The organism is Kocuria himachalensis, assembly GCF_054784195.1.
This window is the reverse complement of sequence record NZ_BAAGPL010000003.1, coordinates 104411-131335: the sequence shown is the minus strand read 5'-3', so window position 1 is coordinate 131335 and position 26925 is coordinate 104411. Positions and strand designations below refer to the sequence as shown.

Annotated in this window: 24 protein-coding genes; 11 read left to right on the top strand and 13 right to left on the bottom strand. The window is 73.4% G+C overall.

From position 1 onward, the window contains the following. Positions 1-192 precede the first annotated feature (192 nt). The 4 genes from allB to ACYVM4_RS02370 all read left to right on the top strand — a co-directional run bounded on the left by allB (position 193) and on the right by ACYVM4_RS02370 (position 4995). Positions 193-1566: an allantoinase AllB gene (gene allB / locus ACYVM4_RS02385; RefSeq protein ID WP_368822936.1), complete on the top strand. Its 1374-nt coding sequence runs from the start codon at positions 193-195 to the stop codon at positions 1564-1566. Between the two features lie 192 nt (positions 1567-1758). Beyond that, complete coding sequence (locus ACYVM4_RS02380; protein ID WP_460667536.1) at positions 1759-3417, top strand: NCS1 family nucleobase:cation symporter-1; 1659 nt, start codon at positions 1759-1761, stop codon at positions 3415-3417. A gap of 52 nt (positions 3418-3469) precedes the next feature. Next, positions 3470-4201 (top strand): aspartate/glutamate racemase family protein, encoded by a 732-nt coding sequence (locus ACYVM4_RS02375; RefSeq protein ID WP_368822898.1) that lies wholly within the window; start codon positions 3470-3472, stop codon positions 4199-4201. 161 nt (positions 4202-4362) lie between these two features. Further along, a complete protein-coding gene (locus tag ACYVM4_RS02370) occupies positions 4363-4995 on the top strand; it encodes an AmiS/UreI family transporter (RefSeq protein ID WP_368822899.1) in 633 nt (210 codons plus the stop codon). A gap of 104 nt (positions 4996-5099) precedes the next feature. Here the strand turns inward: ACYVM4_RS02370 and ACYVM4_RS02365 are convergent, their stop codons facing one another. Continuing rightward, positions 5100-6698, bottom strand: a complete 1599-nt coding sequence (locus ACYVM4_RS02365; protein WP_460667535.1) for a nucleobase:cation symporter-2 family protein — start codon at positions 6696-6698, stop codon at positions 5100-5102. Positions 6699-6856: 158 nt separating this feature from the next. Further along, positions 6857-7354, bottom strand: a complete 498-nt coding sequence (locus ACYVM4_RS02360) for a nucleoside deaminase (RefSeq protein WP_368822901.1) — start codon at positions 7352-7354, stop codon at positions 6857-6859. Between the two features lie 396 nt (positions 7355-7750). On the opposite strand from ACYVM4_RS02360, the gene ACYVM4_RS02355 reads away from it, so the two are divergent. The 3 genes from ACYVM4_RS02355 to xdhC are packed head-to-tail and all read left to right on the top strand — an operon-like array spanning position 7751 to position 12436. Beyond that, positions 7751-9262, top strand: coding sequence for a xanthine dehydrogenase small subunit (locus tag ACYVM4_RS02355; protein ID WP_368822902.1), 1512 nt, complete (start codon positions 7751-7753; stop codon positions 9260-9262). Then, positions 9259-11640, top strand: coding sequence for a xanthine dehydrogenase molybdopterin binding subunit (xdhB, locus tag ACYVM4_RS02350; RefSeq protein ID WP_460667534.1), 2382 nt, complete (start codon positions 9259-9261; stop codon positions 11638-11640). The genes ACYVM4_RS02355 and xdhB overlap by 4 nt, the downstream gene beginning before the upstream one ends. 1 nt (position 11641) lies before the next feature. Further along, positions 11642-12436, top strand: coding sequence for a xanthine dehydrogenase accessory protein XdhC (xdhC, locus tag ACYVM4_RS02345; RefSeq protein WP_368822904.1), 795 nt, complete (start codon positions 11642-11644; stop codon positions 12434-12436). Between the two features lie 30 nt (positions 12437-12466). Here xdhC and ACYVM4_RS02340 read toward each other — a convergent pair whose 3' ends face one another. From ACYVM4_RS02340 to ACYVM4_RS02320, 5 genes are all read right to left on the bottom strand, one after another. Then, positions 12467-12778, bottom strand: coding sequence for a DUF6907 domain-containing protein (locus ACYVM4_RS02340; RefSeq protein WP_368822905.1), 312 nt, complete (start codon positions 12776-12778; stop codon positions 12467-12469). A gap of 102 nt (positions 12779-12880) precedes the next feature. Then, a complete protein-coding gene (locus ACYVM4_RS02335) occupies positions 12881-15220 on the bottom strand; it encodes a coiled-coil domain-containing protein (protein ID WP_460667533.1) in 2340 nt (779 codons plus the stop codon). A gap of 201 nt (positions 15221-15421) precedes the next feature. Beyond that, on the bottom strand, positions 15422-16051 hold the full coding sequence (locus ACYVM4_RS02330; protein WP_368822907.1) for a response regulator: 630 nt from the start codon (positions 16049-16051) through the stop codon (positions 15422-15424). 11 nt (positions 16052-16062) lie between these two features. Beyond that, positions 16063-17499, bottom strand: a complete 1437-nt coding sequence (locus ACYVM4_RS02325) for a sensor histidine kinase (protein WP_368822908.1) — start codon at positions 17497-17499, stop codon at positions 16063-16065. Between the two features lie 78 nt (positions 17500-17577). Further along, entirely contained in the window at positions 17578-18462 is an 885-nt protein-coding gene (locus tag ACYVM4_RS02320; RefSeq protein ID WP_460667532.1) for a lysylphosphatidylglycerol synthase domain-containing protein, read from the bottom strand. Between the two features lie 93 nt (positions 18463-18555). On the opposite strand from ACYVM4_RS02320, the gene ACYVM4_RS02315 reads away from it, so the two are divergent. Beyond that, positions 18556-19323: a CDP-alcohol phosphatidyltransferase family protein gene (locus tag ACYVM4_RS02315; protein ID WP_368822910.1), complete on the top strand. Its 768-nt coding sequence runs from the start codon at positions 18556-18558 to the stop codon at positions 19321-19323. Here ACYVM4_RS02315 and ACYVM4_RS02310 read toward each other — a convergent pair. The 5 genes from ACYVM4_RS02310 to ACYVM4_RS02290 all read right to left on the bottom strand — a co-directional run bounded on the left by ACYVM4_RS02310 (position 19316) and on the right by ACYVM4_RS02290 (position 23345). After that, positions 19316-20173 (bottom strand): class I SAM-dependent methyltransferase, encoded by an 858-nt coding sequence (locus ACYVM4_RS02310; protein ID WP_460667531.1) that lies wholly within the window; start codon positions 20171-20173, stop codon positions 19316-19318. The genes ACYVM4_RS02315 and ACYVM4_RS02310 overlap by 8 nt on opposite strands. Next, entirely contained in the window at positions 20170-21339 is a 1170-nt protein-coding gene (locus tag ACYVM4_RS02305; RefSeq protein WP_460667530.1) for a glycosyltransferase family 4 protein, read from the bottom strand. The genes ACYVM4_RS02310 and ACYVM4_RS02305 overlap by 4 nt, the downstream gene beginning before the upstream one ends. Further along, a complete protein-coding gene (locus tag ACYVM4_RS02300; protein ID WP_368822913.1) occupies positions 21336-21755 on the bottom strand; it encodes a 6-pyruvoyl trahydropterin synthase family protein in 420 nt (139 codons plus the stop codon). Before ACYVM4_RS02300 ends, ACYVM4_RS02305 begins: the two co-directional genes overlap by 4 nt. 27 nt (positions 21756-21782) lie before the next feature. Beyond that, the gene (locus tag ACYVM4_RS02295; RefSeq protein WP_460667529.1) at positions 21783-22778 is read right to left on the bottom strand and encodes a zinc-dependent alcohol dehydrogenase; all 996 of its coding nucleotides are present in this window, start codon (positions 22776-22778) and stop codon (positions 21783-21785) included. Positions 22779-22874: 96 nt separating this feature from the next. Continuing rightward, positions 22875-23345 (bottom strand): MarR family winged helix-turn-helix transcriptional regulator, encoded by a 471-nt coding sequence (locus ACYVM4_RS02290; RefSeq protein WP_460667528.1) that lies wholly within the window; start codon positions 23343-23345, stop codon positions 22875-22877. Positions 23346-23420: 75 nt separating this feature from the next. Here ACYVM4_RS02290 and ACYVM4_RS02285 point away from each other — a divergent pair, with 75 nt between their 5' ends. From ACYVM4_RS02285 to ACYVM4_RS02275, 3 genes are all read left to right on the top strand, one after another. Next, the gene (locus tag ACYVM4_RS02285; RefSeq protein WP_368822916.1) at positions 23421-24062 is read left to right on the top strand and encodes a maleylpyruvate isomerase family mycothiol-dependent enzyme; all 642 of its coding nucleotides are present in this window, start codon (positions 23421-23423) and stop codon (positions 24060-24062) included. A gap of 74 nt (positions 24063-24136) precedes the next feature. Continuing rightward, the gene (locus tag ACYVM4_RS02280) at positions 24137-24670 is read left to right on the top strand and encodes an alpha/beta fold hydrolase (RefSeq protein ID WP_368822917.1); all 534 of its coding nucleotides are present in this window, start codon (positions 24137-24139) and stop codon (positions 24668-24670) included. Between the two features lie 52 nt (positions 24671-24722). Then, positions 24723-25664 carry a serine hydrolase gene (locus ACYVM4_RS02275; RefSeq protein WP_460667527.1) on the top strand — a complete coding sequence of 314 codons (942 nt, stop codon included), beginning with the start codon at positions 24723-24725 and terminating at the stop codon, positions 25662-25664. Between the two features lie 2 nt (positions 25665-25666). Here the strand turns inward: ACYVM4_RS02275 and fmdA are convergent, their stop codons facing one another. Then, entirely contained in the window at positions 25667-26920 is a 1254-nt protein-coding gene (fmdA, locus tag ACYVM4_RS02270; RefSeq protein ID WP_460667526.1) for a formamidase, read from the bottom strand. Positions 26921-26925 lie beyond the last annotated feature (5 nt).

Below are 26925 nucleotides of genomic sequence, written 5' to 3'. Positions count from 1 at the left end.
GCGGAGATCGCCCGGGAGGACTCCTCGCGCGCGGCCACCAAGCCGGCCGCAGCCCAGAGCGCCTTCGAGGCCGAGCAGGCGCACCAGCGGGAGGTGAGCAAGGACGCCAACGACCCCGAGCGCGTCCGCCGCCTCATCGCCGACTACAAGCGGGAGCACGGGATTCCTGCCGATGCCGCCGACGCCCCCCATCTGGGGGCGGACGACGACGGCACCTTCGCGGGTGATCACCGCGAGTTCGACCTCGTGGTGCGCGGGAGGAACGTCTCCTGCGGCGACCACTTCGCTCCGCGCGAGGTCGGCGTCCGCAACGGCAAGATCGTGGCCATCGAACCCCTCGGCGCCGGGCTGCTGGGCCGCGAGGTCGTGGAGCTGGCCGAGGACGAGCACCTGCTGCCCGGCCTGGTGGACACCCACGTGCACATCAACGAGCCCGGCCGCACCGAGTGGGAGGGATTCGCCTCCGCGACCCGCGCCGCTGCCGCCGGGGGCGTGACCACGGTCCTGGACATGCCGCTCAACTCGGTCCCGGCGACCGTCAACGTGCCGGCCCTCGAGTACAAGCGCCTCTTCGCCCAGGACAACGTCTTCGTGGACGTGGGCTTCTGGGGCGGGGCGATCCCCGGCAACAAGCCCCATCTGCGCGAGCTGCACGACGACGGCGTCTTCGGCTTCAAGTGCTTCCTGCTGCACTCCGGCGTGGACGAGTTCCCGCACCTCGAGGCCGACGAGATGGAGGAGGACCTGGCCGAGATCAAGACTTTCGACTCGCTGATGATCGTGCACGCCGAGGACTCCCGCGCCATCGACCGCGCCCCGCACCCGGAGGGGGACGTCTACGAGAACTTCCTGAGGTCCCGCCCGCGCGGGGCGGAGAACCTGGCGATCGCCGAGGTCATCGAGCGGACCCGCTGGACCGGTGCCCGCTCCCACATCCTGCACCTGTCCTCCTCGGACGCCCTGCCGATGATCGCGACCGCGAAGGCGGACGGCCTCGACATCACGGTCGAAACCTGCCCGCACTACCTCACGCTGCTCGCCGAAGAGGTGCCCAACGGGGCCACCGCCTTCAAGTGCTGCCCGCCCGTACGGGAGGTCGGCAACCGCGAGCTGCTCTGGGAGGGGCTGATCGACGGGACGATCGACTTCGTGGTCTCCGACCACTCCCCCTCGACGCTGGACCTCAAGGACCTCGACAACGGCGACTTCGGCGTGGCCTGGGGCGGGGTCTCCTCCCTGCAGCTGGGCCTGTCCCTGATCTGGACCGAGGCCCGCCGCCGGGGAGTGGCCCTGGGTCGCGTCGTGGAGTGGATGTCGACAAAGCCCGCCCAGCGCGCCGGCCTGCGCTCCAAGGGCAAGCTGTCCCTGGGCTACGACGCCGACCTGGTGGTCTTCGCACCCGACGACGCATTCGTCGTGGACGCCGGGAAGCTGCACCACAAGAACCCCATCACCCCGTACCAGGGCAAGGCGCTGTCCGGAAAGGTGCGCCGAACCTATCTGCGGGGCAGCGCCGTGGACTTCCGGACGCCCACCGGCCGCCTGGTCCGGCGCGGCGAGAGCTGACGGACGACCGGCACCATCCACCACAGGCCGCCGGCCAGGAGATCCTCCTGACCGGCGGCCTGTGGTCATGGAAGTTTCAATTTGGTCACCCATTGAAATTACCGTTCCGTAATGCTTGATCGTGACGTGAGACACACCTAAGCTCATTTCACCGAATGAAATAAGAATTTCATATTATGGAATGAGGATCCGATGGGCATCTTCCAGAAGGAGACAGGCGCCGTGAACGTCAGCAAGCCATCCCCCGGCACCGATCCGACGGACGGCTCTCCCCGCGGCGGAGAGCCGCGTGCCACGGGCAGGCAGCACGGTCACCGGCCCCTGCTCGACCCCGAGCCGTGGGGCACCGGTGACCCTGCCGTCGAGGCGGCCGTCCACGTGCCCGGCACCACCGGCCCCATCCCCACGGGCGTCAGCCCCCGGCTCTACAACGAGGACCTGGCACCGACCACGAAGAAGGGCCGGACCTGGCACGCCTACAGCATCTTCACCCTGTGGGCCAACGACGTGCACTCGCTGGGCAACTACGCGTTCGCCATCGGGCTGTTCGCCCTGGGGTTGGGCGGGTGGCAAATCATGCTGGCCTTCATCCTGGGTGCCGCCCTGCTCTTCCTGCTCCTGAACCTCTCCGGGTTCATGGGAGAGCGCACGGGAGTGCCGTTCCCGGTCATGAGCCGCATCGCCTTCGGCGTCAAGGGCGCCCAGATCCCCGCCATCGTCCGTGGAGGCGTGGCCATCGCGTGGTTCGGCATCCAGACCTATCTGGCCTCGTTGGTGCTCCGGGTGCTGATCCTTGCCCTCGCACCCTCTCTGGCGCCGCTCGACACCAATTCGTTCCTCGGCCTCTCCACCTTGGGCTGGATCTCGTTCGTGGCCCTGTGGCTCGTGCAGGTGGTCATCGTCAGCTTCGGCATGGAGATGATCCGCAAGTACGAGGCCTTCGCCGGCCCGATCATCCTGGTCACCATGCTCGCCCTGGCCGTCTGGATGTTCGTGGAGGCCGGTGGCTCCATCGCCTGGTCCACCGCGGACTCCCTGACCGGTGGCGAGATGTGGGTGCGCATTTTCCAGTCCGCCGCACTGTGGGTCGTCATCTACGGCACCTTCGTGCTGAACTTTTGCGACTTCACCCGCGGCGCCCCCTCGGAGCGCTCGGTGGTGCGCGGCAACTTCTACGGCATCCCCATCAACATGATGTTCTTCGCCGCCATCGTCATCGTCCTCGCGGGCGCTCAGTACAAGATCGACGGAACGATCATCGAGGGCCCCACCGACGTCGTCAACGCCATCCCCAACACCTTCCTGCTGGTGCTCGCCTGCCTCGCCCTGATCATCCTCACGATCGCCGTGAACCTCATGGCCAACTTCGTCGCCCCCATCTACACCCTGGCCAATCTGTTCCCGCGCACCCTGAACTTCCGTCGGGCCGCCATCATCTCGGCGGTGATCGGGCTGATCATCCTGCCGTGGAACCTGTACAACTCCCCTGTGGTCATCGTGTACTTCCTCGGCGGCCTGGGTGCGCTGCTGGGGCCGCTGTTCGGCGTGATCATGGCCGACTACTGGCTGGTCCGAAAGGGCAAGGTCAACATCCCGGACCTGTACTCCGAGTCCCCGCACGGGGAGTACGCCTACACCCGCGGCGTCAACCGCAAGGCCGTCCTCGCGGGCACGCCGGCCGCGATCGTCGCCCTGATCCTCGCGCTGGTTCCCGCCTTCACCTTCGTCGCCGGGTTCTCCTGGTTCGTCGGCGCGATCCTCGCCGCGGTGATCTACCTGCTGATCTCCGACCGCCACGCCACGTTCCACGCCGTCGACGGCGAGGAGATCGCCGTGGCCCCGAAGCACTGACCGCCCCGACGACCACCACACGCCCGGAATCTCCGACCGAAAGGCCATCCGCATGCGCATCCTCGTGCTCAACGTGAACACCACCGAGTCCATGACCGAATCCATCGGCCGCGAAGCAGCGGCCGCCGCCGCCCCGGGGACGGAGATCGTGCCCCTGACCCCGCTGTTCGGGGCCGAGTCCGTCGAGGGCAACTACGAGAGCTACCTGGCCGCCATTGCCGTGATGGAAACCGTCAAGGCCTACCCCGAGCCCTTCGACGCCGTCATCCAAGCCGGCTACGGCGAGCACGGCCGGGAGGGCCTCCAGGAGCTCCTGGACGTGCCGGTGGTCGACATCACCGAAGCCGCGGCGAGCACGGCGATGTATCTCGGGCACAAGTACTCGGTGGTGACCACGCTGGACCGCACGGTCCCTCTCATTGAGGACCGGCTCAAGCTCGCAGGGCTCACCGACCGGTGCGCGTCCGTGCGGGCCAGCGGAATGTCCGTCCTCGAGCTGGAGTCGGACCCCGGCGCCGCTGTCCAGGCCATCCTCGACCAGTCGCTGCGCGCCGTGCGGGACGACCACGCTGAGGTCATCTGCCTCGGTTGCGGCGGGATGGCGGGTCTGACGGCGAAGGTCGCCGAGCGCACCGGGGTGCCCGTGGTCGACGGCGTCGCCGCGGCCGTGACGATCGCCGAGTCCCTCGTCCGGCTGGGACTGACCACGTCGAAGGTCCGGACCTATGCAACCGCCCGGCAGAAGGCCTTCAGCAACTGGCCCCCGCGTGACCTCCGCTCGTGAACGCCCTGCCCGCCACGCCCCGTTGCCCCGGCTCAACACGCTGCGACGGGGGCCCGACCTCGCCACGGCCTGAGGCGCCGGGCGCCGATGCGGAAAGATCGAGGTAGACCTGTGGTCGCGTCCTGGTGCTGGGACCGTAGTCGTGCCCGGAACCGGCGCCCATGAGCGCCGTCGGGCTGCTCTACGTCGGTGCGGTCCTGTTCGTCAACGGGATGATGCTGCTGGGCCACGTCAGCGGCACCGGCGCTGCTCCGCTGAACTTTTTCGTGGGAGCGCTGCAGGTGGTGGTCCCCACCTGGCTCATCGTCTCAGCCGGGGGCGACGGGACTCGGATCGCCGAGGCCGCCGGACTCTATTTCTTCGGCTTCACCTACCTCTGGCTGGGCGCCAACCTGGTCACCCGCTGGCCGGACCACGGGTTGGGTTGGTTCTGCCTGGTCGTGGCCGTCAACGGGGCGGGCTTCGCGGCGCACTCCTGGGTGGTCCTGGGCGGGCGGGTCCTCGCCGTCCAGTGGCTCATGTGGTCCGTGCTCTGGGCCGCCTTCTTCGTGCTCATGGCTCGGGACCGCACGGACCTGGCGCCTGCGGTGGGGGTCCTCTCCATCGGCAACGCGCTGCTGACCACCGGCCTGCCCGGCTTCCTCGCCCTCTCCGGAGGGTGGCACGACTCTCCCTTGCTCGCCGGCAGCCTCGCGGCCCTCGGGATCCTCCTCCTGCTGATCTGCCGGCCCATGGGCCGGCTCCTGGTGGCCCGTCCGCGCCCCCTCGGAGGACCCCCGGCGCGACGCCTCTGAGCCGGGGCCCGGAGAGATCCGGGTGCCCGAGAGAACGTGTCCTGATCGGAGCAGCGTCACGGGACGATGCCTCAGCCCCCCGGGTGCGCCGCCGGCAACGGTGCTCAGACCCCGTCCTTCTGCCCGATCACCTGCAGGATCTGGCCCGTGTGCGTGATCTCCCCGGAGTCGATCATCTTCCGGACGTCGTCGAAGCGGTGCCCCGGGACGACCGCGACCTCGGCCCCGTCGCTGGCCACGACGGCACCGCCCTGGATCCGGTCGCCCTCTTCCAGGTGTGCGAGCACGTCCGCCCGGACGACCCGCACCGGCGCCGCCGCCATGACGGACTGGTTCCTGGAGTTGCCGGCGGTGAGCTCGTTGAACAGGAGGTTGAGGGCGATGGCCACGAGTGCTGCGGCGCTGATCCCCGACCCGAGGATGGTCTGGGTCCAGGACGGGAAACCGGCGTAGAGCTGTGGTGCGGCCACGGGGACCAGGCCGAAGGCGAAGGCGACCGCCACGATGACGAGGTTCATGGAGTTGCTGAAGTCGACCTTGGCCAGCGTGCGGACGCCGGAGGACGCCACCGTGCCGAAGAGCACGATCGACGCGCCGCCGAGGACCGGGGTCGGGATGGCCGCGACGACCTCCCCGACGACCGGGAACAGGCCCAGCCCGACCATGATGACCCCGGCGGCGGTGACCACGAACCGGCTGCGGACGCCCGTCACCGCGACGAGGCCCACGTTGGCGGCGAAGGCCGTCTGGGTGAACGAGTTGAGCACCGGCGCCCCCGCGGAGGAGAGCATGTCCGCCCGCAGGCCGTCGGCCACGCGCTTCGAGTCGATCTTGGCCCCGGTGATCTCCCCCACGGCGAGGATGTCCGCCGTGGTCTCGGTCATCGTGACGAGCACCACGATGAGCATCGAGATGATCGAGGCGACCTCGAAGGTCGGAGGCCCGAAGGCCAGGGGCGTCGGGAAGGTGACGATGCCGCCCTCGCCCACGCCGGAGAAGTCCACCATCCCCATCGCGTGGGCGATCACCGTGCCCAGGACGAAGGAGAGCAGGATGGACAGGCGGGAGATCATCCCGACGCCCACCTTGGACAGCACCAGCACGATGAGCAGGGTGGTCCCGGCCAGCGCGAGGCTGCGGGGATCGGCGGCTCCGCCGTCCCCGTCACCGGCGGCCCAGGAGATCGCGACCGGCAGCAGGGAGATGCCGATGACCGTGATGACCGTTCCGGTGACCACCGGCGGGAAGAGCCGGAGGATCCGGGAGAACGCGCCGGCGAGCAGGAAGCCCACCACCGAGGAGACGAGGACGGCCCCGAAGATGGTGGTCAGGTCGTTGCCCCCCGCCAGGATCGCGAGCATGGGGGCGACCCCGGCGAAGGACACGCCCTGCACGAGCGGCAGCTTGGAGCCGAGGAAGGGGGCCCCGAAGCTCTGCAGGACGGTGGCGACCCCGCCCATGAGCAGGCAGGAGCTGATGAGGAGGGCGATCTCCTCGCCGGAGAGCCCGGCGGCCTGCCCGATGATGAGGGGGACGGCGACGATGGCACCGTACATGGTGAGGACGTGCTGGAAGCCGTAGGCGGTGGTGCGCCCCAGGGGCAGCCGCTCGTCCTCCGGGCCGGGCACGCGTGCTGGGCCCGCTCGGCGCCCACGGCGGATCGTGCGGTCCGGGGTCGGGCGGCCAGGTGTGGTCGGTGACATGGAAGGAGCCTCCTTCAGCGCGCAGACGTCGGCTCTGCTGCGCAAGGTCCGGCGATCCTCTGTTTTTCCCGGGTCCGGCCGTTGCCGGCGGGTCTCCCGTGAAGTGTCCAGATCTGGTGGTCCCGGTGGAAGCCGACCGGGTGCGGCGGATGTTCGGGTCAGTACTCGGTGCGGCGGGCGTTGCCGGCCCAGGCCTCGAACGGATCCGTGCGCCCGGCGAGGGGAACCTGGCGGACCGGGAGGGCCCGGTCCCGCTGCTCCGCGCTCCGGGCGAAGAACTCGTAGAACTCGGCGTCGTCGAATCCGCCGGCCGCCGCGTCGTGCCGGTCGGCGGCGAAGTACACCGCGTCCAGCCGGGCCCACAGCGAGGCCGACAGGCACAGCGGGCACGGCTCGCAGCTGGTGTAGAGCACGGCCCCGCTGAGGTCGAAGGTCCCCAGCTCGCGGCAGGCGCTGCGGATCGCCATGACCTCCGCGTGCGCTGTGGGGTCGTTGTCCGCCGTCACGCGGTTGACGGCGGGGAACTCCCGCCCGTCAGCGGTCACGACAACGGCGCCGAACGGCCCGCCGTCGACAGCGGCGTTCTCCACCGCGAGGTCGACGGCGTGTTCGAGGTAGGTCTGGGAGTGGGTGGCTTCTTCGTGAACGGTCGACATGATGCTCAGGTCCTCACGGATCGTGGGGGACCCGGGGAACGGCTGATGGCCGCCGGCGGGCCCACCCGAATGTCGGATCATGCCCGGTAGATAGTCCCGCTCGACCGGGACCCGCCATTGGCTGAGGCAAACGTAGAGCAGTTCGACGTGAGGTACAACACAATACGGAAGAATTCTTCCAGATCCACGCGGCAGCCGGAGTCGGCGCACCACCTCTTGCGGCCGCGTCATGGCGTGGTTATCGTGTGACTCAGCCTACGGCGGGTCCCCACCGGACTATCTACCGGGCGAGCAACGACAAATCGCGCTGGTCCGCCGCCAGAGAGCTCCCGGTCCCCCTCGGGAACCACCTGACTCCACGTCGCGGCCAGTGGCACGCACCGAGGAGCACAAGGCATGAGTGACATCCGAGTGACGGTCAACGGTCGGGCCCGCAGCTGTGACGGTGCCGGCCCGCACACCCGGCTGCTGGACTGGTTGCGCGGCGAGGGACTGACCGGGGCCAAGGAGGGCTGCGCCGAGGGCGAGTGCGGAGCCTGCGCGGTGCTCGTCGCCCGGCCGGACGGAGAAGGTCGCAGCCGGTGGACCGCGGTCAACGCGTGCCTGCCTCCCGCCGTCGCCTTCGACGGCCAGGAGGTCGTCACCGCCGAGGGGCTCGGGACCGCCCCCGGGGCCTGCGCGCCGGCGGCGTTGCACCCCGTCCAGCAGGAGATGGCGGTCCGGGGAGGCTCGCAGTGCGGCTACTGCACGCCGGGGTTCGTCTGTTCCATGGCCGCCGAGTACTACCGTCCCGAGCGCGAGGCCTCCGGCCCGGCGGACGAGGTGCAGACCGGCACCGAGGTCACCGGCGAGGAGCACGCGGCCGACCACGAGTGCGGGCCCAACGGATTCGACCTGCACGCCCTGAGCGGCAACCTCTGCCGCTGCACCGGCTACCGGCCCATCCGTGACGCCGCCTACGCGCTGGGGGCGCCGGCCGACGCCGACCCCCTGCTCCAGCGCCAGGAACGGCCCGCGCCGCCCGCCCCGCCCACCCGGGTGGAGGCCGGCGGCGCACGGTTCGTCCGCCCCGGCTCCCTGGAGGAGCTCTTTGAGCACCTGGAGCGCGCGCCGGAGGCGCTGCTGGTCGCCGGTTCGACGGACGCGGGCGTGGGGGTCAACATCCACCACGCCCGTCCGCCGCTGACCCTCGCCGTGGACGGACTCGAGCAGCTGCGCACCCTCGAGGTGCGGCAGGACGGGATCGAGATCGGAGCGGCCCTGAGCCTGTCCGAGGTCGAGCGCGGGCTCGCCGGACGGGTGCCCCTGCTCGACCAGCTCTTCCCGCAGTTCGCCTCGCGCCTGATCCGCAACGCCGCGACGTTCGGCGGCAACCTCGGCACGGGCTCGCCCATCGGCGACTCCGCCCCGGCGCTGCTGGCCCTGGGCGCCTCCGTGGTGCTGGCCTCCGCCGGGGGCGAGCGCGAGGTGCCCCTGGACGAGTACTTCACGGGATACCGGCGCAGCGTCCGCCGCCCCGGGGAGATCATCCGCGCCGTGCGGATCCCGCTGCCTCTCGCCCGGAACACCGCGTTCCACAAGATCGCCAAGCGCCGCTTCGACGACATCTCCAGCGTGGCCGTCGGCATCGCCGTGCAGGTGGATGACGGAACGGTCTCGTCCGTGCGGATCGGTCTGGGCGGGGTGGCGGCCACCCCGATCCGGGCGCACGGCGCGGAGCGCACCCTGAGCGGCGCGCCGTGGCACCGCGACACGGTCGTCGCCGCGGCGGCCGCGCTGGCCGGGGAGGGCACGCCGATCGACGACCACCGGGCCAGCGCACGCTACCGCTCGGCCATGCTCGAGCAGGCCCTGCTCAAGTTCTGGGCGCAGAACGCGCCCGCCGCCGATCTGGAGGTGTCCCGATGAAGTCCCTCGCCGACCGCCCCGTCGACCCCGTGGTGGGCCTGTCCGTCGCGCACGAGAGCGCCGCCCTGCACGTCACCGGCACGGCCCTGTACACCGACGATCTGATCGTGCGCCACCAGGACGTGCTGCACGCCTGGCCGGTGCAGGCGCCCCACGCCCACGCCCTCGTGCAGGACGTGCGCACGGCCCCGGCCCTGGAGGTCCCCGGTGTGGTCCGGGTGCTCACCGCCGCGGACGTGCCCGGCGTCAACGACTCCGGCACCAAGCACGACGAGCCGCTGTTCCCCTCCGAGGTCATGTTCCACGGGCACGCCGTGTGCTGGGTGCTGGGCGAGACCCAGGAGGCCGCCCGGCTGGGGGCCGAGGCCGTCGAGGTCGACTACGAGCCGCTGCCGTCACTGATCACGGTGGCGGAGGCCGTCGAGGCCGGGAGCTTCCAGGGCGGTCAGCCCACCGTCAGCCGCGGGGACACCAGCACCGCGCTGGCCGCCTCCGCCCACCGCTTCGGCGGGGAGTTCGAGTTCGGCGGCCAGGAGCACTTCTACCTGGAGACCCACGCGTCCTTCGCCTACGTCGACGAGGCCGGTCAGGTCCTGGTGCACTGCAGCACCCAGCACCCCACGGAGACCCAGGAGATCGTCGCCCACGTCCTGGGCCTGCACAGCCACGAGGTCACCGTGCAGTGCCTGCGCATGGGCGGGGGGTTCGGCGGCAAGGAGATGCAGCCGCACGGCTACGCCGCCGTCGCCGCCCTCGGGTCGGTGCTGACCGGACGGCCGGTGCGGCTGCGGCTCAACCGCACCCAGGACATCACCCTGTCCGGCAAGCGCCACCCGTACCACGCCCGCTGGGAGGCCGGCTTCGACGAGAGCGGCCGCCTGCAGGCCCTGGAGGCCACCGTCACCAGCGACGGCGGGTGGAGCCTGGACCTCTCCGAGCCCGTGATGCAGCGGACGCTGTGCCACATCGACAACGCCTACTGGATCCCCCACGTGCAGGTCCACGGCCGCATCGCGAAGACGAACAAGACCTCCCAGACCGCGTTCCGCGGCTTCGGCGGACCCCAGGGCATGCTGGTGATCGAGGAGGTCATGGGCCGGTGCGCCCCGCTGCTCGGCCTGGATCCCACGGAGCTGCGCCACCGCAACCTCTACGTCCCCGGCCAGTCCACCCCCTACGGCCAGCCGGTCAGGCACGCCGAGCGGCTGCGCACCATCTGGACGCAGCTGCTCGACCGGGCCGACGTCGAGCGCCGCCGCGAGGAGATCGCGGCGTTCAACGCGACGCACCCCGACACCCGGAGAGCGCTGGCCGTCACTCCGGTGAAGTTCGGCATCTCGTTCAACCTCACGGCCTTCAACCAGGCCGGTGCGCTCGTGCACGTCTACAAGGACGGGTCCGTGCTCATCAACCACGGGGGCACCGAGATGGGGCAGGGCCTGCACACCAAGATGCGCCAGGTCGCGGCCACGGCGCTGGGCGTGCCGCTGGAGATCGTCCGGCTGGCGCCCACCCGCACGGACAAGGTGCCCAACACCTCCGCGACGGCCGCCAGCTCCGGGGCGGATCTCAACGGCGGGGCCGTGAAGAACGCCTGCGAGCAGATCCGCGACCGGCTGGCCGAGGTCGCCGCCCGCAAGTTCGACATCCACCCCGACGACGTGCGCTTCGTCGACGGCACGGTGACCGGGATCGGCTTCTCCGACCAGGTGATGTCCTTCGCCGAGCTCGCGCACGACGCCTACTTCCAGCGGGTCTCGCTGTGGGCGGCCGGGTACTACCGCACCGAGGGGCTGCACTGGGACGGCGCCCGGATGCAGGGCGAGCCGTTCAAGTACTTCTCCTACGGCGCCTCCGTCTCCGAGGTGGAGGTCGACGGGTTCACCGGCGCCTACCGGCTGCTGCGCACGGACATCGTCCACGACGTGGGCGACAGCCTCTCCCCGCTCATCGACGTGGGGCAGATCGAGGGCGGGTTCGTCCAGGGCGCCGGGTGGCTCACCCTCGAGGAGCTGCGCTGGGACGTCTCCGACGGTCCGCACCGGGGCCGGCTGGCCACCCAGTCCGCCAGCACCTACAAGCTGCCGAGCTTCTCGGAGATGCCCGAGGAGTTCCACGTGCACCTCTTCGAGGAGGCCACCGAGAGCGGTGTCGTCTACGGCTCCAAGGCCGTGGGGGAGCCGCCCCTCATGCTGGCCTTCAGCGTGCGCGAGGCGCTGCGGGAGGCCGCGGCCGCGTTCGGGCCCGGCGGGCGGAGCACCGCGCTCGCGAGCCCCGCCACTCCGGAGGCCGTGTTCTGGGCGGTCCGGGAGGCCCGCCGGGCCGGAACCGCCGACGCCGAGAACTCCGCGGCACCGGCCGCTTCGGCGGCGCGCTGACGTGGACTGGCTGGACGCGCTGCAGCACCTGCGCGCGCAGGGCGAACCGGGGGTGCTCGTGACCGTCACGGAGGTGCGCGGGCACGCCCCCCGGGAGGCCGGGGCCAAGATGGTCGTGTCCGGTACCGCCACCTGGGACACCGTGGGCGGCGGCAACCTGGAGGCCAGCGTGATCGAGCGGGCACGGACGATGCTGGCGACCGGGGCGAGCACGCCGGAGACCCTGACCTTCGCGCTCAACGAGCACGCCGCCGTGGCGCACGGGCGGCAGTGCTGCGGGGGCGTGGTCAGCGTCCTGCTCGAGCCCCAGCGCGCCCTGCCGGTGATCGCGGTGTTCGGCGTGGGCCACGTGGGCCACGAGCTCGGCCGGGTGCTGTCCCGGTTGCCGCTGCACCTGCACCTGGTGGACAGCCGGGAGAGGCAGCTGGACGCCGAGCGTCTGGCCGACGTCACCGACGGGACCGCGCAGGTCCACCTCCACCACAGCCCGGTCCCCGAGAACGTGCTGGCTGGGCTGCCGGCCGGTGCGCACGTGCTGATCATGAGCCACGACCACGCCGAGGACTTCGTCCTGTGCGACGCGGCGCTGCGCCGGGACGACCTCGGGACCGTGGGCCTGATCGGCTCCCGGGCCAAGTGGTCGCGGTTCCGGGGACGGCTGCGGGAGGAGGGGCACGACGACGGCGCGCTCGAGCGCATCACCTGTCCCATCGGGCTCCCCGGCATCCCGGGCAAGGCCCCGGCGGTGATCGCCATCAGCGTCGCCGCCGACCTGCTCCGGCGGATGAGCCCGTGAGCACCCCGGCCCCGGTCCGCGGAAGGCCGGTCACCGCGCCGGCCGAGCTCCCGCACGGTCCGCCAGCGCGATCAGGGACCGTCCCAGCGCGGCGGTCGCCGCCGGGGTGTACTCGCTCGAGCCGATGAGGATGTGAGGTCCGTCCTCGGCACCGCTGTCGGGGTCGACGGACATGCACAGCTGCGCGGTGACGCCCTCCGTGACGGTCAGCGGTTCGCCGGAGTGGACCCAGTCCTCCTCCCCTAGCTGCGCGCCGTGCCGGGCCACGCACCAGTCGGGGCAGATCCGGCCCGGGCTGCGCACATCGTCGGCCGGGCGCTCGATCTCGATGCCCTCGTGCACGGGGCTCTCCTTCCGCGCTGCTCGGGGGCCGCGGCAGGCCCCGGATCGTTCGATCCGGAGCCCGCCGGCTCCCACCCGCCGAGCACCCCTGTCGGCCGGCGGTCAGGCGACGCAGCCGCCGAGCGCGATCGTGCCGTCGATGGCGCTGATCTGCTTCTGGACCGACCCGAGCTGGTCCTGGAAGCCCTTCACGACCGCCGTCTGGGCGGCGATCGCGTCCTTGTTGGGCTTCTTGTCTGCCTGCAGGCCACGAAGCTTCGACTGCGCCGCGGTGACCTGTCCGTCCAGCGTCACGACCTGGCCCTGGAGCGTCCTGAGCTGTGCCTCCGCGGCAGTGACCGCCTCGTCGGCCTTCTGGAGTTCGAGCAGGAGCGGAGCCACGCGACCCTGCAGGCCCAGGACCTCAGCCTCCTTCGCGGAGATCTGGGAGTTCAGGGCGGTCACCGTGGCCACCAGGGAGTCCATCTGCGTGTTGAGCGTGGTGATCTCGCCCTGCTTGGTGGTCACTGCCTTGGCTGCGTCCTCCGCGGCCGTCTTCAGTCCGGACAGCTCACCCTGGAGCTTCTGAAGCTCCGCATTCTGGGCGGTGACGGCCGCGTGGGCGGCCGCGAGCGCTCCCGTGGCCTCGGCCAGCTCGTCCTGCCGGTCCTTCAGCACCGACTGCTGGGCGGTGATCTCCTCTTGGGCAGCCTCGACTCCTTCCGTGAGGCCCGGCAGGGCGGCCTCGAGATCCTCGACGACCTGCTCCTGCGCCGTGACGCCGTCGTTCGCGGCAGTCCTGGCAGCCTCGAGAGCAGGCACCGCGTCCTGCAGCCCGGTCAGCTCCGCCTGCTCGGCCGTCACCGCCGAATCCGCCGCGGCCGCGGCGGACCGGAGAGCCGGCAGCTGGTTCTTGAGGGCGTCGACCTCCGCCTGCCTCGTGGCGACCGCGGTGCCGGCGGCGGTCAGCGAGGTCTGCAGCGGGGCCACCTGCTGCTGCAGGGCGGCGCTCTCCTGCTGCTTCGCCGTCAGCTGCTGGGACAGGGTGTCCGCCTGCTTCTGCAGGGTGGTCAGGTCCCCCTGCAGGCCGGAGATCACGGTGTTCTTGTCGCTGATCTGGGCGGTGACGGTGCTGAGCTCGGCCCTGTGTGCGGCGATCTGGTCCTTGCGCTCCTTCTCGCCCTGCCCCTTGATGGCGTCCAGGCGGGCGATCTCTGCGTCCAGGAAGGTCCTCCGCTCCTGCAGCTTCGTCAGCTCGTTCCGGGCCTTCGTGAGCTCGGCCTGCTTGGCGGTGATCGCCGTGCTCTTCTCGTCGATCTGCTGCTGGAGCGCGGTGGTCTCGGCTCCCACCGCGGCGATCTTCGCCTCGTTCGCGGCGACGGCGTCCGCGGCGGCCTTCGCGGCGGTCCCCAGGGCGGCCAGATCGGCCTCGGCCTCGGTGATCTCGGCCTGCTGGGCGGCCAGCGCGTCGGCGGCGCCCTTCGCGGCGGCCTGCGCCGCGGCGAGGGTCTCCTGCGCCTCGGTGATCTCGGCCTGCTGGGCGGCCAGCGCGTCGGCGGCGCGCTTCGCGGCGGCCTGCGCCGCGGCGAGGGTCTCCTGCGCGTCGGCGATCCGGCGCTGCTGGGCGTCGAGCTCGTCCTGGGCGGCGGTGCCGGTTTTCTGCAGCTGCTCGAGCTCCGCCTCGGCCTCGGCGACGGCCCCCTCGGCGGCGGTGCGGGCGGCCCCGGCCGTGGCCGCGGTGTCCTCCAGGGCGGCGAGCCCGGCCTCGGCCTCGTCGACCTGCTCGTTCTTGGCGGTGACGGCACCCTCCGCCGCGGTCGCGGCGGCCTCCAGCGTGGTCAGCTCCGTCCCGGCGGCGTCGATCTGCTCCTGCTTCACCACGGCGTCCGCGGTCGCCCCGGCGGTCCGCTCCTCCAGAGCGGCCAGCGCCTGCTTCCCGGCCTCCAGGTCCGCCTCCAGCGGCGCCAGCCGCTCCTGCAGGGAGGACTGCTGCGACTGCAGCTCGTCGAGGGCCTTCTCGGCGGCGGCCACGGCCGCCACCGACTCGGCCTGCTCCGCGACCAGGGCGCTCTGCTCGGCCTCGGCCGCCGCGGTGTCGAGTTCGGTCTGCGCGTCCTTGGCCTCGAGCTCGGCCAGGCCCTTCTCCTCCGCGATGATCTTGGCCGTGAGCTCCTCGGCCGTCTTCACCAGCGTGGCCTTCTCGGCCTGCAGCTTGGTGATCTGCTCGGCGTTCTTCTTCGCGGCCGCCTTCAGCAGGCCCTGCTGCACGGTGCCCCGGTGCGCCGACTGGTTGACGACGCCGTTGCACACCCCGCCGGTCGTGGACGGCGGTGCCGCGTGCGCCGGCGCGGCCACGGCGATCCCGCCGAACACGGCGGAGATCGCCAGGGCCGCCACGGCGCGTCCGGCACCCCGGCGGAAGGTCGTGCCGGACGGTGCAGCAGGAGTGCGTGCGAAAGACATGGTGGAGCCCCCAGATTCGTCGGCCCGCTCCCCCTGAGCGGGTCCCCGCGAGAAGTCTGCGGTACGTCGGACACCCGGGAGCCCGTTTCCGCGTTCAAGTTCGTAAACGCGAAGCCGTTGTCGCGTTCAAATGCCTGAACGCTGCTGTTCGTCGCGGGAACCCTGCCGGCAGGTCCAGACCGCGCGGTGCCCGCCGGGGTCCTACTCGCCCTTGAGCACCCGGAAGGCGCCCTCGCGGTCCTTGACCCGGAGCTTGCGCAGGACCGTGGAGACGTGGACCCGCACCGTGGTCGGGGAGACGAACAGCTTGCCCGCCACCTGCTCGGTGGACCGCCCTTCGGCGAGCAGCTCCATGACCTCCCACTCCCGGGGGCTCAGCTTGGCCGCGGCGTCGGACCTCCGCCGGAAGACCCGCCGGCCCGGCGCGCGGAACTCCTCGAGCACGCGCGTGACGAGGGCGGCGGGCATCGCGGCCTCACCGGCCAGGACGCCCCGCAGGGCATCGGGCAGGGACGCGGGGTCGGCGTCCTTGAGCAGGTACCCGGAGGCGCCCGCCCGCAGGGAGTCGAAGAGGTCCTCGTCCTCCCGGGACTGGGTGAGCATCACGACGCCGGTCCGGGGAGCGCTGCGGGTGATCTGCTGGGCCGCCTGAATCCCGCTCCCCGGCATGTGGATGTCGAGCAGCACCGCGTCGGGCCGGTGCTCCGCCACGAGCCGCACGGCGTCCTCGGCGCTGGCGCCCTCCCCGCACACCTCGCAGCCGCCCGCCTCCAGCGCCTCTCGGATCCTCGCGCGCATCCGCGCGTGGTCGTCGGCGATGACCACGCGCATCCGGTCGTCCCCTACCACGTCAGCGTCACCGTGCTCCCCCTGCCGAGCTCCGAGTCGATCTCGAGGGAACCGGGCAGTCCACGCGCCCGGTCCCGCATGCTGATCAGACCATAACCCGCACGGACCCCGGTCGAGCGGAGGACGTCGAAGCCGTCGCCGTCGTCCTGGACGGTGAGGCGGCGGCGTTCGCCGTCCCGGCTCAGCCGCAGGCACAGCCTGCCGGCGTGCCCGTGGCGCACCGCGTTGGAGACCGCTTCCCGCGTGATGCGCAGGATCGCGTGCCGCTGGTCGCTGTCGACGTCGATGGAGTCGTCCACGTCCACCTCGAGCTCCACCCGGTACCGCTGGGCCAGCTCCCTCGCGGTCCGGTGCAGCGTGAACCCGAGGGCCTCGTCCCCCGCGTGCCCCAGGGCGTGGACGGCGGCGCGCGCCTCGTCCAGGGCGCGGTCGGAGGCGGCCATGATGTGGCTCCTCGAGGGGTGCTCCTGCGGCAGGGCGTGGCACTCCATCCGGATGAGCGCCAGTTCCTGGACGACGCCGTCGTGCAGCTCCCGGGCGAGCCGCCGCCGGTCCTCCAGCACGGCGGCCCGGGAGGAGGCGGTCCAGTACTGCTGGATCTCCCGGCCGGCGCCCACCAGCAGGCACAGGTAGAAACCGGTCCGGAGCACGTCCCCGGCGTAGAGCCAGTCCGTGTACAGGGAGGGGAACAGGACGTAGTTGACGCGGGCGAAGGCGGCGAGCGCACAGGCCGGGCCCAGCCAGCGCAGGAGGGGGTCCTCGTGCTCCGCGGCCTGCACGGTGAAGGCGACGGAGGCCACGAAGAAGCACAGCGCCGCCACCCCCTGCCCGATCAGCAGCAGGGGGTGGCCGGTGAGGATCTCCTGCGGTGCCGCGGCGAGGGCACCGGGCTGGTCGAGGGCCACGGGGAGGGACGATCTGACGGCCCACAGTGCGGAGGACGTCACGGCGACGATCACCAGGGGCGCGCCCACCACCCACAGCTCGGAGCTGAAGGGCACGTCACGCCGGGGCCCCACCAGGGCAGCCGCCGCGATGAGCGCCGCGCCCGTGAGCCTCAGTGCCAGCGGCAACCAGACGTCCAGGGTCCCGGCCGGACCGAGCCCGGCCGCCTCGACCATCCAGGCCAGGCCGATCCCGGCGACCACCAGGAGCACGAGTCCCTGGGCGAGCAGCAGATCCTGCAACCGACGTCGACGCACGAACCGCCCGTGCAGGAGATACGCGACCAGGAGCGCGACACAGGCGTCGACCGAGTCCAGCACCAGGTGCACGGAGGGACTGCGGTAGCCGAACAGGACGTGCGGGCTCCAGACGACGAGCCCGGTCCCCACGAGGCCGACGGCCCATCCGGCGATCGTCGGCCCTGCGGCGCGCCGGAGAAGGGGGTCCCCGGCGCGGGCGTCGGGGAGCACGGTGGGGGGGTGCATGGCTCGGAGTCTAGGCGGCCCTTCGGCACGGCCCCGCGCTGAGCCGCCCGTGTCGCCTCCGCCGGGCCCGAGGAGCGCCTAGCCCGGGAGGCGACCGACGGGCAGGAGCCAGCGTGCCAGGACCACGGCCCCCGGCAGTGCGGAGATCAGGGCGAGCAGCCCGTAGCCGATCGAGATCGCGAAGCCGGCCCCGGCGGGCAGACCGTGGGCCATCGCGGCCAGGGTGGTGATCCCCTCGCGCGGGCCCCAGCCGCCCACCCCGACGGGCACGGACATTCCCGCCAGGCCCAGCACGGTGGTTCCCCACAGGTTCGCCAGGGTCTCCTGCGGGGCGGTGCGCACGGCGGCCAGCAGGAACAGGCCCTGGTAGCAGGCCCAGGCGAGCACGGACAGCGCCCACACCCCGGCCCGGTCCCGCGCCGGGGCGCCGCTCGTCGCGCGCCAGGCGACGGCCCCCACGGCGAGCGCCCCGAGGCCGAGGGCCGCGGCGAGCCAGCCGCCGACTGCCAGGGCGGGGACGACCCCCGCCGCGAGGAGCACGGACGTCCCGGCCAGCCGCTCGCCCAGCACGGAGCCGCCCGCCCCCGGCCAGCTGTCGCCCCGCCGGCGGCGGCGCAGCACCCGCACCGCGTCCCCGGCCACGCCCCCGGGCAGCAGCAGGTTGACGAGCCCGGACGCCCAGCACTCGCCCAGGGCCTCGCGGAAGCCGATCGGCGTGCCACGGCTGCGGGCCACGAGTCGCCAGCGTTGGGCCTGGGCCGTGGTGGCCACGAGCCCGGCGCCCAGGGCGAGCGCCACCGTGGCGGGGGTCAGGATCCCGAGGGCGCTGCGCACCGCGTCCGTGCCCAGCACGCGGAACAGCACGGCGAGGAGCCCCAGTCCGGCCGCCGCCTGCCCGGCCGCGAGCAGCACGCGCGGAACGGGCCGCCGCCCGCGGGCGGCGGGCGGGGTCTCGGCAGGCATGGGCGCAGTCTAGCCACCGCCCGTCGTCGCCCGGATTGACGCCGCGGGCCCTGCCCGCCCACGATGAAGACCCCCGACGCGGAAGGCGACCGCATGCCCCTGGCCCGATCCACCGGTCCTCGGTCCTCGGCGCGCCGGGACGGTGTCCTGGCGTTCACGGCCCTGGGGGGAGCGCTCACGGCGCTCCTCCTCCTGGCGGACGCGGAGCCCCTCGTGCTGGTGGCCTCCGGGGTGCTGGGCGTCACCGTGCTCGGCGCCGTGGTGCGCAGCGCCGTGCGGCGCCGCGGCGAGCCCTACGGCCCCGCCGACCGGGTCACCGTGGGCCGCTCCGTGCTCGTCGCCCTGACCGCGGCGCTCCTGCCCGTGGGGCTGGCTCCCGTGCTGGGGCAGGACGCGGGCCGGCCCGCCGACGCCTGGTGCTGGACCGTGTTCGCCGTCGCGCTGCCCGCCTGGCTGCTCGACGGGGTCGACGGGTGGGTGGCGCGCCGCACCGGCAGCGCCACGCGCGCCGGGGCACGGTTCGACCAGGAGGTCGACGCCGTGCTGCTGCTGTTCCTCTCCGTGGCCGTCGCCGCCCGGATCGGGCTGCCGGAGGCGTGGTGGGTGGTGGTGATCGGCGCCCTGCGCTACCTCTTCCTGCTGGCCCTCCGGGCGCGTCCCGCGTGGCGCCGCGAGCTCCCCTTCTCCTCGTACCGGCGGGTCGTCGCGGGGATCCAGGGCGGGGTCCTGCTCGGCGCCCTGGTCCCCCCGACCCCGGTGCCGCTGGCCGTCACCGCCACCGTCATCGCGCTGGCCCTGCTGCTGGTCTCCTTCGGCCGGGACGTCCTGTGGCTGGAACGGGACGCCCGCGGCCTCAGCTGACGGGCGGCAGGCCGAGCACGTCCGCGTGCCCCACCGTGGCCCGCAGCCGACCGCGGGCGCAGTCCACCAGACGGGTCCGCACCCAGGCGTGGGCCTCGGCCGTGAGATCGGGGCGGTGCTCCACGGCTGCGTCCGCGCGGTCGGCGAGGAACCGCTCCAGGAGGGGCCGGGCCCACGCCTGGTCGGAGATCCACCAGGGGGTGGGCACCACGTCCACGACCATGCCGCGCTCCTGCAGGGCCTCCGCGGCCAGCCGCACGGCCCCGGTGCCGGCCAGCTCACCGCGGTGCTGGTGGTCCTCGAAGGCTCCCAGCACCGAGGGATCCAGCGGGTGGGGCGGGTCGATCAGGACCTCGCCGTCGACGGTCAGGGCGAGGAGCGCCGGGACGGCCTCCTCGGACATCACGCGGGCCAGCTCCCGGAGCTGCTCCCGGGTCAGCAGGTCGAGCAGCGCCGAGCACGTCACCAGCCGGCGGGGCGCCGGGTGCTCCGCGAGCACCCGGCCGAGCTCCTCGACCCCGGCGAGGACGGGCACCACGTCGGCCCCCTCCTCCCGGGCCGCGGCCACAGCCTGGTCGAGCAGCTCGCGGTCGTGGTCGAGCAGGATCCAGCGCTGGGGGCCGGGGAGGTGCCGGGCGAGCCAGGCCCGGTTCGCGCCCGTCCCGGCGCCGAGGTCCACGACCACGACGGGCTCGGCGCCCGAGGAGCCGGAGGCCCCGAGCTCCTCCCAGTGCCGGACGAGACGGCCGATCAGCGGCAGGGAGTCCTCGCGGGCCGCGGCGTCGGCGGGCTCCCGCAGGGCCAGCCAGTCACCGGCGACGGGCCGGTCGGGAGCGGAGTGGTTCGTCATGACGGTCTCCTGGTGCGGTCGGTGTCGTGGTCGTGGTCGGTGCCGTGCTCGCCGGGGCCCGGCGGGCCGAGGGGCGGGCCGATCGCCGCGAGGACGTCGCGGGCGGTGTCCGCCCAGCCGCGCAGGTGATCGCGGCGGGCCAGCGCCGCGGCCCGCCACTGCGCGCGCAGGGTGGCGTCGGTCAGCCAGTCGCGCAGCACCTCGGTCCAGGCGGACGGGTCGGCGGGGTCGACGGCGGTGCCGGCCCGGGTGCCGCCGACAGCAGCGCCGGCACCGGCCGCCCCCCGGGGTCCCGGCGTGCCGTCGAGGGCCTCGACCGCGCCGGTGCCGGCAGCGACCACCGCGGGAACGCCGTGGGCGAGCGCCTCGGTGACGACCATGCCGTAGGTCTCGGCTATGGAGGGCAGCAGCAGCAGGTCCGTGCGCGCCCACTGCCGGGCCAGCGCGGTGCCCTCGAGGGGACCGGGGCAGTGCACGCGCCCCGGCTCGGGGAGGTCCCGGACCGCCGCGCGCAGTGCGGCGATGTGCTCGGGGTCGCCGTCGGGGCCCACGAGGTCGAGGGTCCAGTCGAGGCCGGTCAGCGGCGCGAGGGCCTCCAGCAGGAGGCGCTGGTTCTTGCGCGGGGTCAGGGACGCCAGGCAGGTCAGTCGCGGCGGGCGGGACCCCGCGGCCACCGGTCCGCGCTCGGCGCCCGGCTCGGCCACGGCGGCGTCCGCGGTGCCGTAGCGGCGGCGGAGGTCCCGGGCCGCCCAGGCGCTGGGCACCAGCACGCCGGTGGCGGCGGCGAGGGCGGACGCCTCCCGCCGGGCGAGCTCCGTGGCGGTCGCGGGGTCCAGCCCGGTCTCGGCGGGCAGGGGCAGGTGCACGAGCAGGTGCACGGGCACGCCGGAGCGCACGGCGTCGTCGACGGTCTCCGAGGCCGCGCACCCCACGAGGCCGTCGAGGACGACCGCCCGCCCGGGGGCGGGTGCGCCCAGCGCCCGCCGCAGCCGCGCCCGGGCGGCACCGTCCGGGGCGGGCCAGTCCCCGGCCACGGGCACGAGGCGGGCCGGGCGGCCCAGGGCGCCCAGGGCCGCCACGAGCCGGCGGCGGTAGCGCGAGCCGCCGGAGGGCCGCCCGCCGTCGTCGGGCACCACCACGTCGAGGCCCGCGCGCGCGGTGCTCACCGGGCGGGGGCGGGCCCGCCGCGCTCGCTCAGCACGGGCAGCTCGAGGGTGTAGGAGGCCCACGCGTCGGGGGTCTCCCGGAGGGTCACGGTCAGCCGCTCGAGCCCCTCGACGAACGCCGCGCCCGCGGCGAGCCGCTCGGCGACGTACTGGGCGAGGACCTCCGTGGTGGACAGCCGGCCCGCGAAGTCCGGGTGCTCGTCGAGGTTGCGGTAGCGCAGCCCGTCGAGGACGCCCGCGAGCAGGTCGTTGGCCACGCCGATGTCCATGACCACCCCGTGCTCGTCGAGGACCGGCCGGGACCAGGTGGTCTCCACGTCGTAGGTGGCCCCGTGCAGGTTCTGGGCGGGACCGAAGAAGGGATCCGGGAGGCTGTGGGCGATCATCATGTGGTCTCGGACGGTCAGGGTGAACACGGGGCTCCTCGGGTCGGTGGGGGGCGGTCAGTCGTAGTGGACCACGTGGCACAGCACGTCCGAGGCCCCTGCGGCGAGCCGCGCCATGGTGGCGGGCAGGTCCTCGAAGGAGGAGCTCCCGGAGAGCAGGGCGTCGAAGCGGGGGTCCCGCAGGGCGTCCAGCGCCGTGGCGAGCCGGTCGGCGGTCGTGCGGCGGGCCCGGCGGGCAGGGGCGACGGCGCCGACCTGGCTGGCGCGGAGCTGCAGCCGGCGGGCGTGGAAGTCCGCGCCGAGCGGGACGGCCGGGTCCTCGTCGCCGTACCAGGACAGCTCGATCAGCTCGCCCTCGTCGCCGAGCAGCTCGAGACCCCGCGCCAGGCCGGCGGCGGTGGAGGAGGCGTGCAGGACGACGTCGCACTCCCCCGCGGCGTCCTCCGGCAGCACGTGCTCCACGCCCAGCCGTGCGGCCAGCTCCCGGCGGGACGGCTGGGGGTCCACGAGCTGCAGCCGGGCGAGCGGGAAGCGGGCCAGCAGGGCGGCCGCGCACGCGCCGATCATCCCGGCCCCCACCACGGCCACGCGGTCCCCGAAGCGGGGCGCGGCCTCCCACAGGGCGTTGACGGCCGTCTCCACCGAGCCGGCGAGCACCGCGCGCCCGGAGGGGACGTCGTCGGGCACGGGGGTCACGGCGGCGGCCGGCAGCACGTAGCGGTCCTGGTGCGGGTGGAGGCTGAAGACGCGCCGGCCCAGCAGCTCCTCCGGCCCCTCCTCCACGACGCCCACGGACAGGTAGCCGTACTTCACCGGGCCCGGGAAGTCCCCCTCCTGGAAGGGCGCGCGCATCCGCCCGTGCACGCGCGCCGGGACGAGGCCGCGGTGGACGAGCGCCTCGGTGCCGCGGCTGATCCCGGAGCACAGCGCCCGCACCAGGACGTCCTCCGGGCCCGGGCCGGGCAGCTCCGCGGTGCGCAGCTCCCCCCGGCCGGGCTCCACGGTCCAGTAGGCGCGGCAGGTGCGGGACTCCTCCGGGGCGGCGTCGGTCATGGTCCCATTGTGTCCTGACGGCGGCGCCGCGCCACCGGGTGACCGCGGCGGGCCCGGCGGAGCACGCCACCGCGCGGTCGGCCGGGCTCTCCCGGCTCAGCCGGGCGGACCGTGGCCGGCCGGCGTGGAGCGGACGTCGCCGGGCTCCTCGTGCAGCTCGGCGAGCGCCCGGCGCAGCGCGGCATAGCGCCGCGCTCCGAGCCTGCGCCGCCACTGCTCCTCCACCTCCACGACCACGCCGGCCGCCACCGCCTGGGCGGCCCGGCCGCGCTCGGCGATGGTCACGAGCCGCGCCCGGGCGTCGGCGGGGTCGGGGCGCCGCTCCACGTAGCCCTCCTCCTCCATGGCCTGCACGAGCAGGCTGGCCGTCTGCTTGGTGACCCGGGCCTGCTCCGCCAGCTGCACCGTGCGGGTGCCGTCCGGGCCGATCCGCTGGAAGATCCGCGCCTGGGCGTAGGAGAGGTCCGCGAAGCCGGCGGCGTGCAGGGCCTCCAGCACCCGGATCTCCATGTCCCGGTACGGGTAGTACAGCAGCAGCCCCGTGTTCGTCCCCGCGCCCTCCTGCATTCCCACCCCTTGACACCGTGGCGCCCACCGCCGGAAAATTTAGTCAGGAAACCTGACCATCAGGGGGAGATTACCATGGACCGCACCGCCGTCTGGGACGCCGTTCACCGCGAGCGGTCCGCACTGGCGGACCTGCTCGAGACGCTCAGCCCCGAGGAGTGGGACCACCCCACGCTGTGCCCGGGATGGGCGGTCCGGCACGTCGCGGCCCACGTCATCGCCTCACCCCAGTTCGGCCTCGCCGATCTCGTCCCGGCCCTGTGGCGCGGGCGGGGCGACTACAACCGCGCCATGTACCTGGACGCCCTGGCCCGCGGCCGCCGGCCGGTCGAGCAGATCGTCGCGGACTACCGCCGCCTGGACGGGTCGAGGCGCCACCCCCCGGGCACGACCGCCCGCGAGCCGCTGCTGGACGTCCTGGTCCACACCCAGGACATCGCCCTGCCCCTGGGGCGGCACCACGCCATGCCGCCGGAGGACGCCCGCACGGCCGCCGACCGCGTCTGGTCCATGCCGTTCCCCTTCTGGGCACGCCGGAGACTGCGCGGGGTGACGCTCACCGCGACCGACATCGACTGGCGCGCCGGCAGCGGGCCGGAGGTCCGGGGCACCATGGAGGCGCTCCTGCTGCTGCTGACCGGCCGCACCGCGGCCCTCGACCGGCTCGCGGGGCCGGGACTGGACCGCGTGGGAGCAGGAGCCGCCCGCCGCTCTTGACACCCCGCCACGGCGGCGGGGACGCTGGGAGAGGCGGCGTCCGCCGTCACCTCCCAGCGCCCCCGAGGTGACCCATGGTCCAGCGCATCCTCTTCCTGCACGGCGCCGGGGCCCAGCCCGGAGCCGGTGACAACCCGGTGCTCGAGGCGGTGCGGCGGCAGTGGCCCGACGCCGACCTCGTCGCCCCGGAGCTCCCGAACCCGGAGGACCCCGACCCGGAGCAGTGGCAGGAGGCGATCGGCCGCGCCGTGCGCGCCATACCGGACGAGCCCTGGGTGATCGTGGGACACTCTCTCGGCGGGTTCGAGGCCCTGCGCTTCCTCTGCCACCGGATCCCCACCCTGCTGCAGCGCGTCGTCACCGTGGCGGCCCCGTGCTGGTGCTCGGAGCACCCGGACGTGGACGAGCAGGGCTTCGCCCTGCCCTCCACCGTGGGCCGGACGCTCGCGGACCTCGAGATCGTCGTGGTCCACGCCGAGGACGACGACGTCGTGCCCCCCGCCCACGCGCGCTGCCTCGTCGAGCGGCTGCCCTCGGCCCAGCTCGTGCTGCTCCCCTCCGGCGGGCACCTGCCGACGTCCTGGACGGACCGGGGGCTCATTACGTGAGGAGAACCCGCTCGGATCGGCAGAACGGCCGCCGTGGGGGAGCATGGGGCCCATGAGCCGACCGCACCCGCAGCACCGAAGGACCGCCCGCACCCTGGGGACCGCCGCGCTCCTGCTGGGACTCTCCGTCCCGGCGCCCGCGGCGGCGCTCCCCGCCGCCCCGGGCACCGAGGTCGCCGCGCCCGCGCCGGTCTCCGTCCCCGCCTCCTGCGGCCCGGCGGCCGGGCCGCTGCCCGTCGCGGGCGGGGTCACGGCGATGGCGGACCAGCGTTCCCTGACCGCCGCGCTGGACGGGCTGAGCGGGGCGGTGGGCGCCGACATCTCGCTGGTGGTGCAGGACGCGGACGGCCGCACGGTCTTCGCCCACCGTCCCGAGCTGACCGGCATGGAGGCCAGCCTCTCGAAGGTCCCGCTGGCCCTCACCACCATGCGCCTCGCCGCCGAGCGGGACGGCCGGCTCACGGAGCAGCAGCGGGAACTGATCCGCAACAGCGTGCACGAGAGCGGCAACGAGTCCACCACCGCTCTCTACGGCGCGCTCGGGCCCACGGTCGCCGCCATGGAGGGCGAGGTCAACGAGACCTACGACCTCATGGGTGTCGGCTCGACCCGGTCCTCCGGGGGCTGGGGCCACAACCTGACCAACGCCTCCGACCAGCTGGCCGTGCTGGGCACGGTCGTCCACGGGGCGGACTGGCTGCCCGAGGAGGACCTCGCCTGGCTGCGGGAGCAGATGCGGCCCAGCCACCCGTCCCAGACGTGGGGCGTGGGGGCTGTCCGCGCGGACGGGGCCGGAACAGCGGACTCCCTCGTCAAGAACGGGTGGCTGCCGGACACCGGTGGCGCGTGGGACACCCACAGCGTGGGGCGGACGGTCACGGGCGGGACCGCCCACCACATCGCGGTGCTGGGCTCCGGCTACCCCACCGCGGCGTGCGGCCAGGACGTGGCCACCGCCGTGGTCGAGCTGTACCTCGCGCTCGGGGCCGTCTGAGCTCACGCGGCCGCGTGCGGCGCCCCCCTGCCCGGATCCACCTGGTGCGGTCCGGCCGCGGACGGCCGGACGTCGAAGTCGAAGATCGCGGTGGGCAGGTAGACCGTGGCGCAGGAGTTGGGGATGTCCACCACCCCCGAGAACCGGCCCTCGATCGGCGCGGCGCCCAGCAGCAGGTACGCCTGCTCCGGGGAGTAGCCGAACTTCGTGAGGTAGTCGACGGCGTGCAGGCACGCCCGCTGGTAGGACAGCTGCGAGTCGAGGTAGCGCTGCTCGTCGTCGAGGGTCACCGAGGTGCCGGAGAAGGCGATCCACTCGCTATACTGCGGGTCCGTCCTGCCCGGCAGGAAGATCGCGTTCTCCGTGACCCCGTAGGTCTCCATGCCGCCCTTGATGACGTCCACGTGGAAGTCGATGAACCCGCCCATCTCGATGGCGCCGCAGAACGTGATCTCGCCGTCGCCCTGGGAGAAGTGCAGGTCGCCCACGGAGAAGTTCGCGCCGTCCACGAAGACGGGGTAGAAGACGCGGGTGCCCTTGGTGAGGTTCTTGATGTCCTGGTTGCCGCCGTTCTCGCGGGGCGGGGCGGTGCGCGCGGCCTCCGCGGCGACCCGCTCGACGTCGGGGCCGGGCACTCCGCCGAGCAGGGCGTTCTCGGGCTCGGGCGGCAGCGCCAGGGGCGGGACCCGGTCCGGGTCGGTGGCGATGAGCGCTCCTTCGCGCGCGTTCCACCGGGACAGGAGCTCGGCGGAGGGCGCGGTGCCCATCAGGCCGGGGTGGACGATGCCGGTGAACGAGACCTCCGGGACGTGCCGGGAGGTCGCGGTCTGGCCTCGGAAGTCCCAGACCGCCTTGTAGGCGTCCGGGAACCGGTCGGTGAGGAAGCCCCCGCCGTTGGACCGGGCAAAGACGCCGGTGTACCCCCAGCCCTGCCCGGCCAGCGGGCCCGAGTCCTCCTGCGGGATGGGGCCGACGTCGAGGATGTCGACGACGAGCAGGTCCCCCGGCTTGGCGCCCTGCACCGCGAACGGGCCGGAGAGCTTGTGCACGGTCGTCAGCGGCGCGTTGAGGACGTCCTCGGCGGAGTCGTCGTTGACGATCGCGCCGTCGAACCACTCCCGGCAGTGCACCCGGAACGTGTCCCCCGGTCGCACGGTGGCCACCGGGGGGATCTCCGGGTGCCACCGGTTGTGGCCGACCAGCTGCTGGTCCTCGAACGGCCGTGACGAGTCCAGGGGAAAGATGAGCTCCGGCATGACGT

Excerpts from the sequence above, each read along its gene's own strand:
- ACYVM4_RS02380 (WP_460667536.1), top strand. The coding sequence starts at position 1,759 with ATGGGCATCTTCCAGAAGGAGACAGGCGCCGTGAACGTCAGCAAGCCA.
- ACYVM4_RS02375 (WP_368822898.1), top strand. The coding sequence starts at position 3,470 with ATGCGCATCCTCGTGCTCAACGTGAACACCACCGAGTCCATGACCGAA.
- ACYVM4_RS02370 (WP_368822899.1), top strand. The coding sequence starts at position 4,363 with ATGAGCGCCGTCGGGCTGCTCTACGTCGGTGCGGTCCTGTTCGTCAAC.
- ACYVM4_RS02365 (WP_460667535.1), bottom strand. The coding sequence starts at position 6,698 with ATGTCACCGACCACACCTGGCCGCCCGACCCCGGACCGCACGATCCGC.
- ACYVM4_RS02360 (WP_368822901.1), bottom strand. The coding sequence starts at position 7,354 with ATGTCGACCGTTCACGAAGAAGCCACCCACTCCCAGACCTACCTCGAA.
- ACYVM4_RS02355 (WP_368822902.1), top strand. The coding sequence starts at position 7,751 with ATGAGTGACATCCGAGTGACGGTCAACGGTCGGGCCCGCAGCTGTGAC.
- xdhB (WP_460667534.1), top strand. The coding sequence starts at position 9,259 with ATGAAGTCCCTCGCCGACCGCCCCGTCGACCCCGTGGTGGGCCTGTCC.
- ACYVM4_RS02335 (WP_460667533.1), bottom strand. The coding sequence starts at position 15,220 with ATGTCTTTCGCACGCACTCCTGCTGCACCGTCCGGCACGACCTTCCGC.
- ACYVM4_RS02330 (WP_368822907.1), bottom strand. The coding sequence starts at position 16,051 with ATGCGCGTGGTCATCGCCGACGACCACGCGCGGATGCGCGCGAGGATC.
- ACYVM4_RS02325 (WP_368822908.1), bottom strand. The coding sequence starts at position 17,499 with ATGCACCCCCCCACCGTGCTCCCCGACGCCCGCGCCGGGGACCCCCTT.
- ACYVM4_RS02320 (WP_460667532.1), bottom strand. The coding sequence starts at position 18,462 with ATGCCTGCCGAGACCCCGCCCGCCGCCCGCGGGCGGCGGCCCGTTCCG.
- ACYVM4_RS02315 (WP_368822910.1), top strand. The coding sequence starts at position 18,556 with ATGCCCCTGGCCCGATCCACCGGTCCTCGGTCCTCGGCGCGCCGGGAC.
- ACYVM4_RS02310 (WP_460667531.1), bottom strand. The coding sequence starts at position 20,173 with ATGACGAACCACTCCGCTCCCGACCGGCCCGTCGCCGGTGACTGGCTG.
- ACYVM4_RS02295 (WP_460667529.1), bottom strand. The coding sequence starts at position 22,778 with ATGACCGACGCCGCCCCGGAGGAGTCCCGCACCTGCCGCGCCTACTGG.
- ACYVM4_RS02290 (WP_460667528.1), bottom strand. The coding sequence starts at position 23,345 with ATGCAGGAGGGCGCGGGGACGAACACGGGGCTGCTGCTGTACTACCCG.
- ACYVM4_RS02285 (WP_368822916.1), top strand. The coding sequence starts at position 23,421 with ATGGACCGCACCGCCGTCTGGGACGCCGTTCACCGCGAGCGGTCCGCA.
- ACYVM4_RS02280 (WP_368822917.1), top strand. The coding sequence starts at position 24,137 with ATGGTCCAGCGCATCCTCTTCCTGCACGGCGCCGGGGCCCAGCCCGGA.
- ACYVM4_RS02275 (WP_460667527.1), top strand. The coding sequence starts at position 24,723 with ATGAGCCGACCGCACCCGCAGCACCGAAGGACCGCCCGCACCCTGGGG.
- fmdA (WP_460667526.1), bottom strand. The coding sequence starts at position 26,920 with ATGCCGGAGCTCATCTTTCCCCTGGACTCGTCACGGCCGTTCGAGGAC.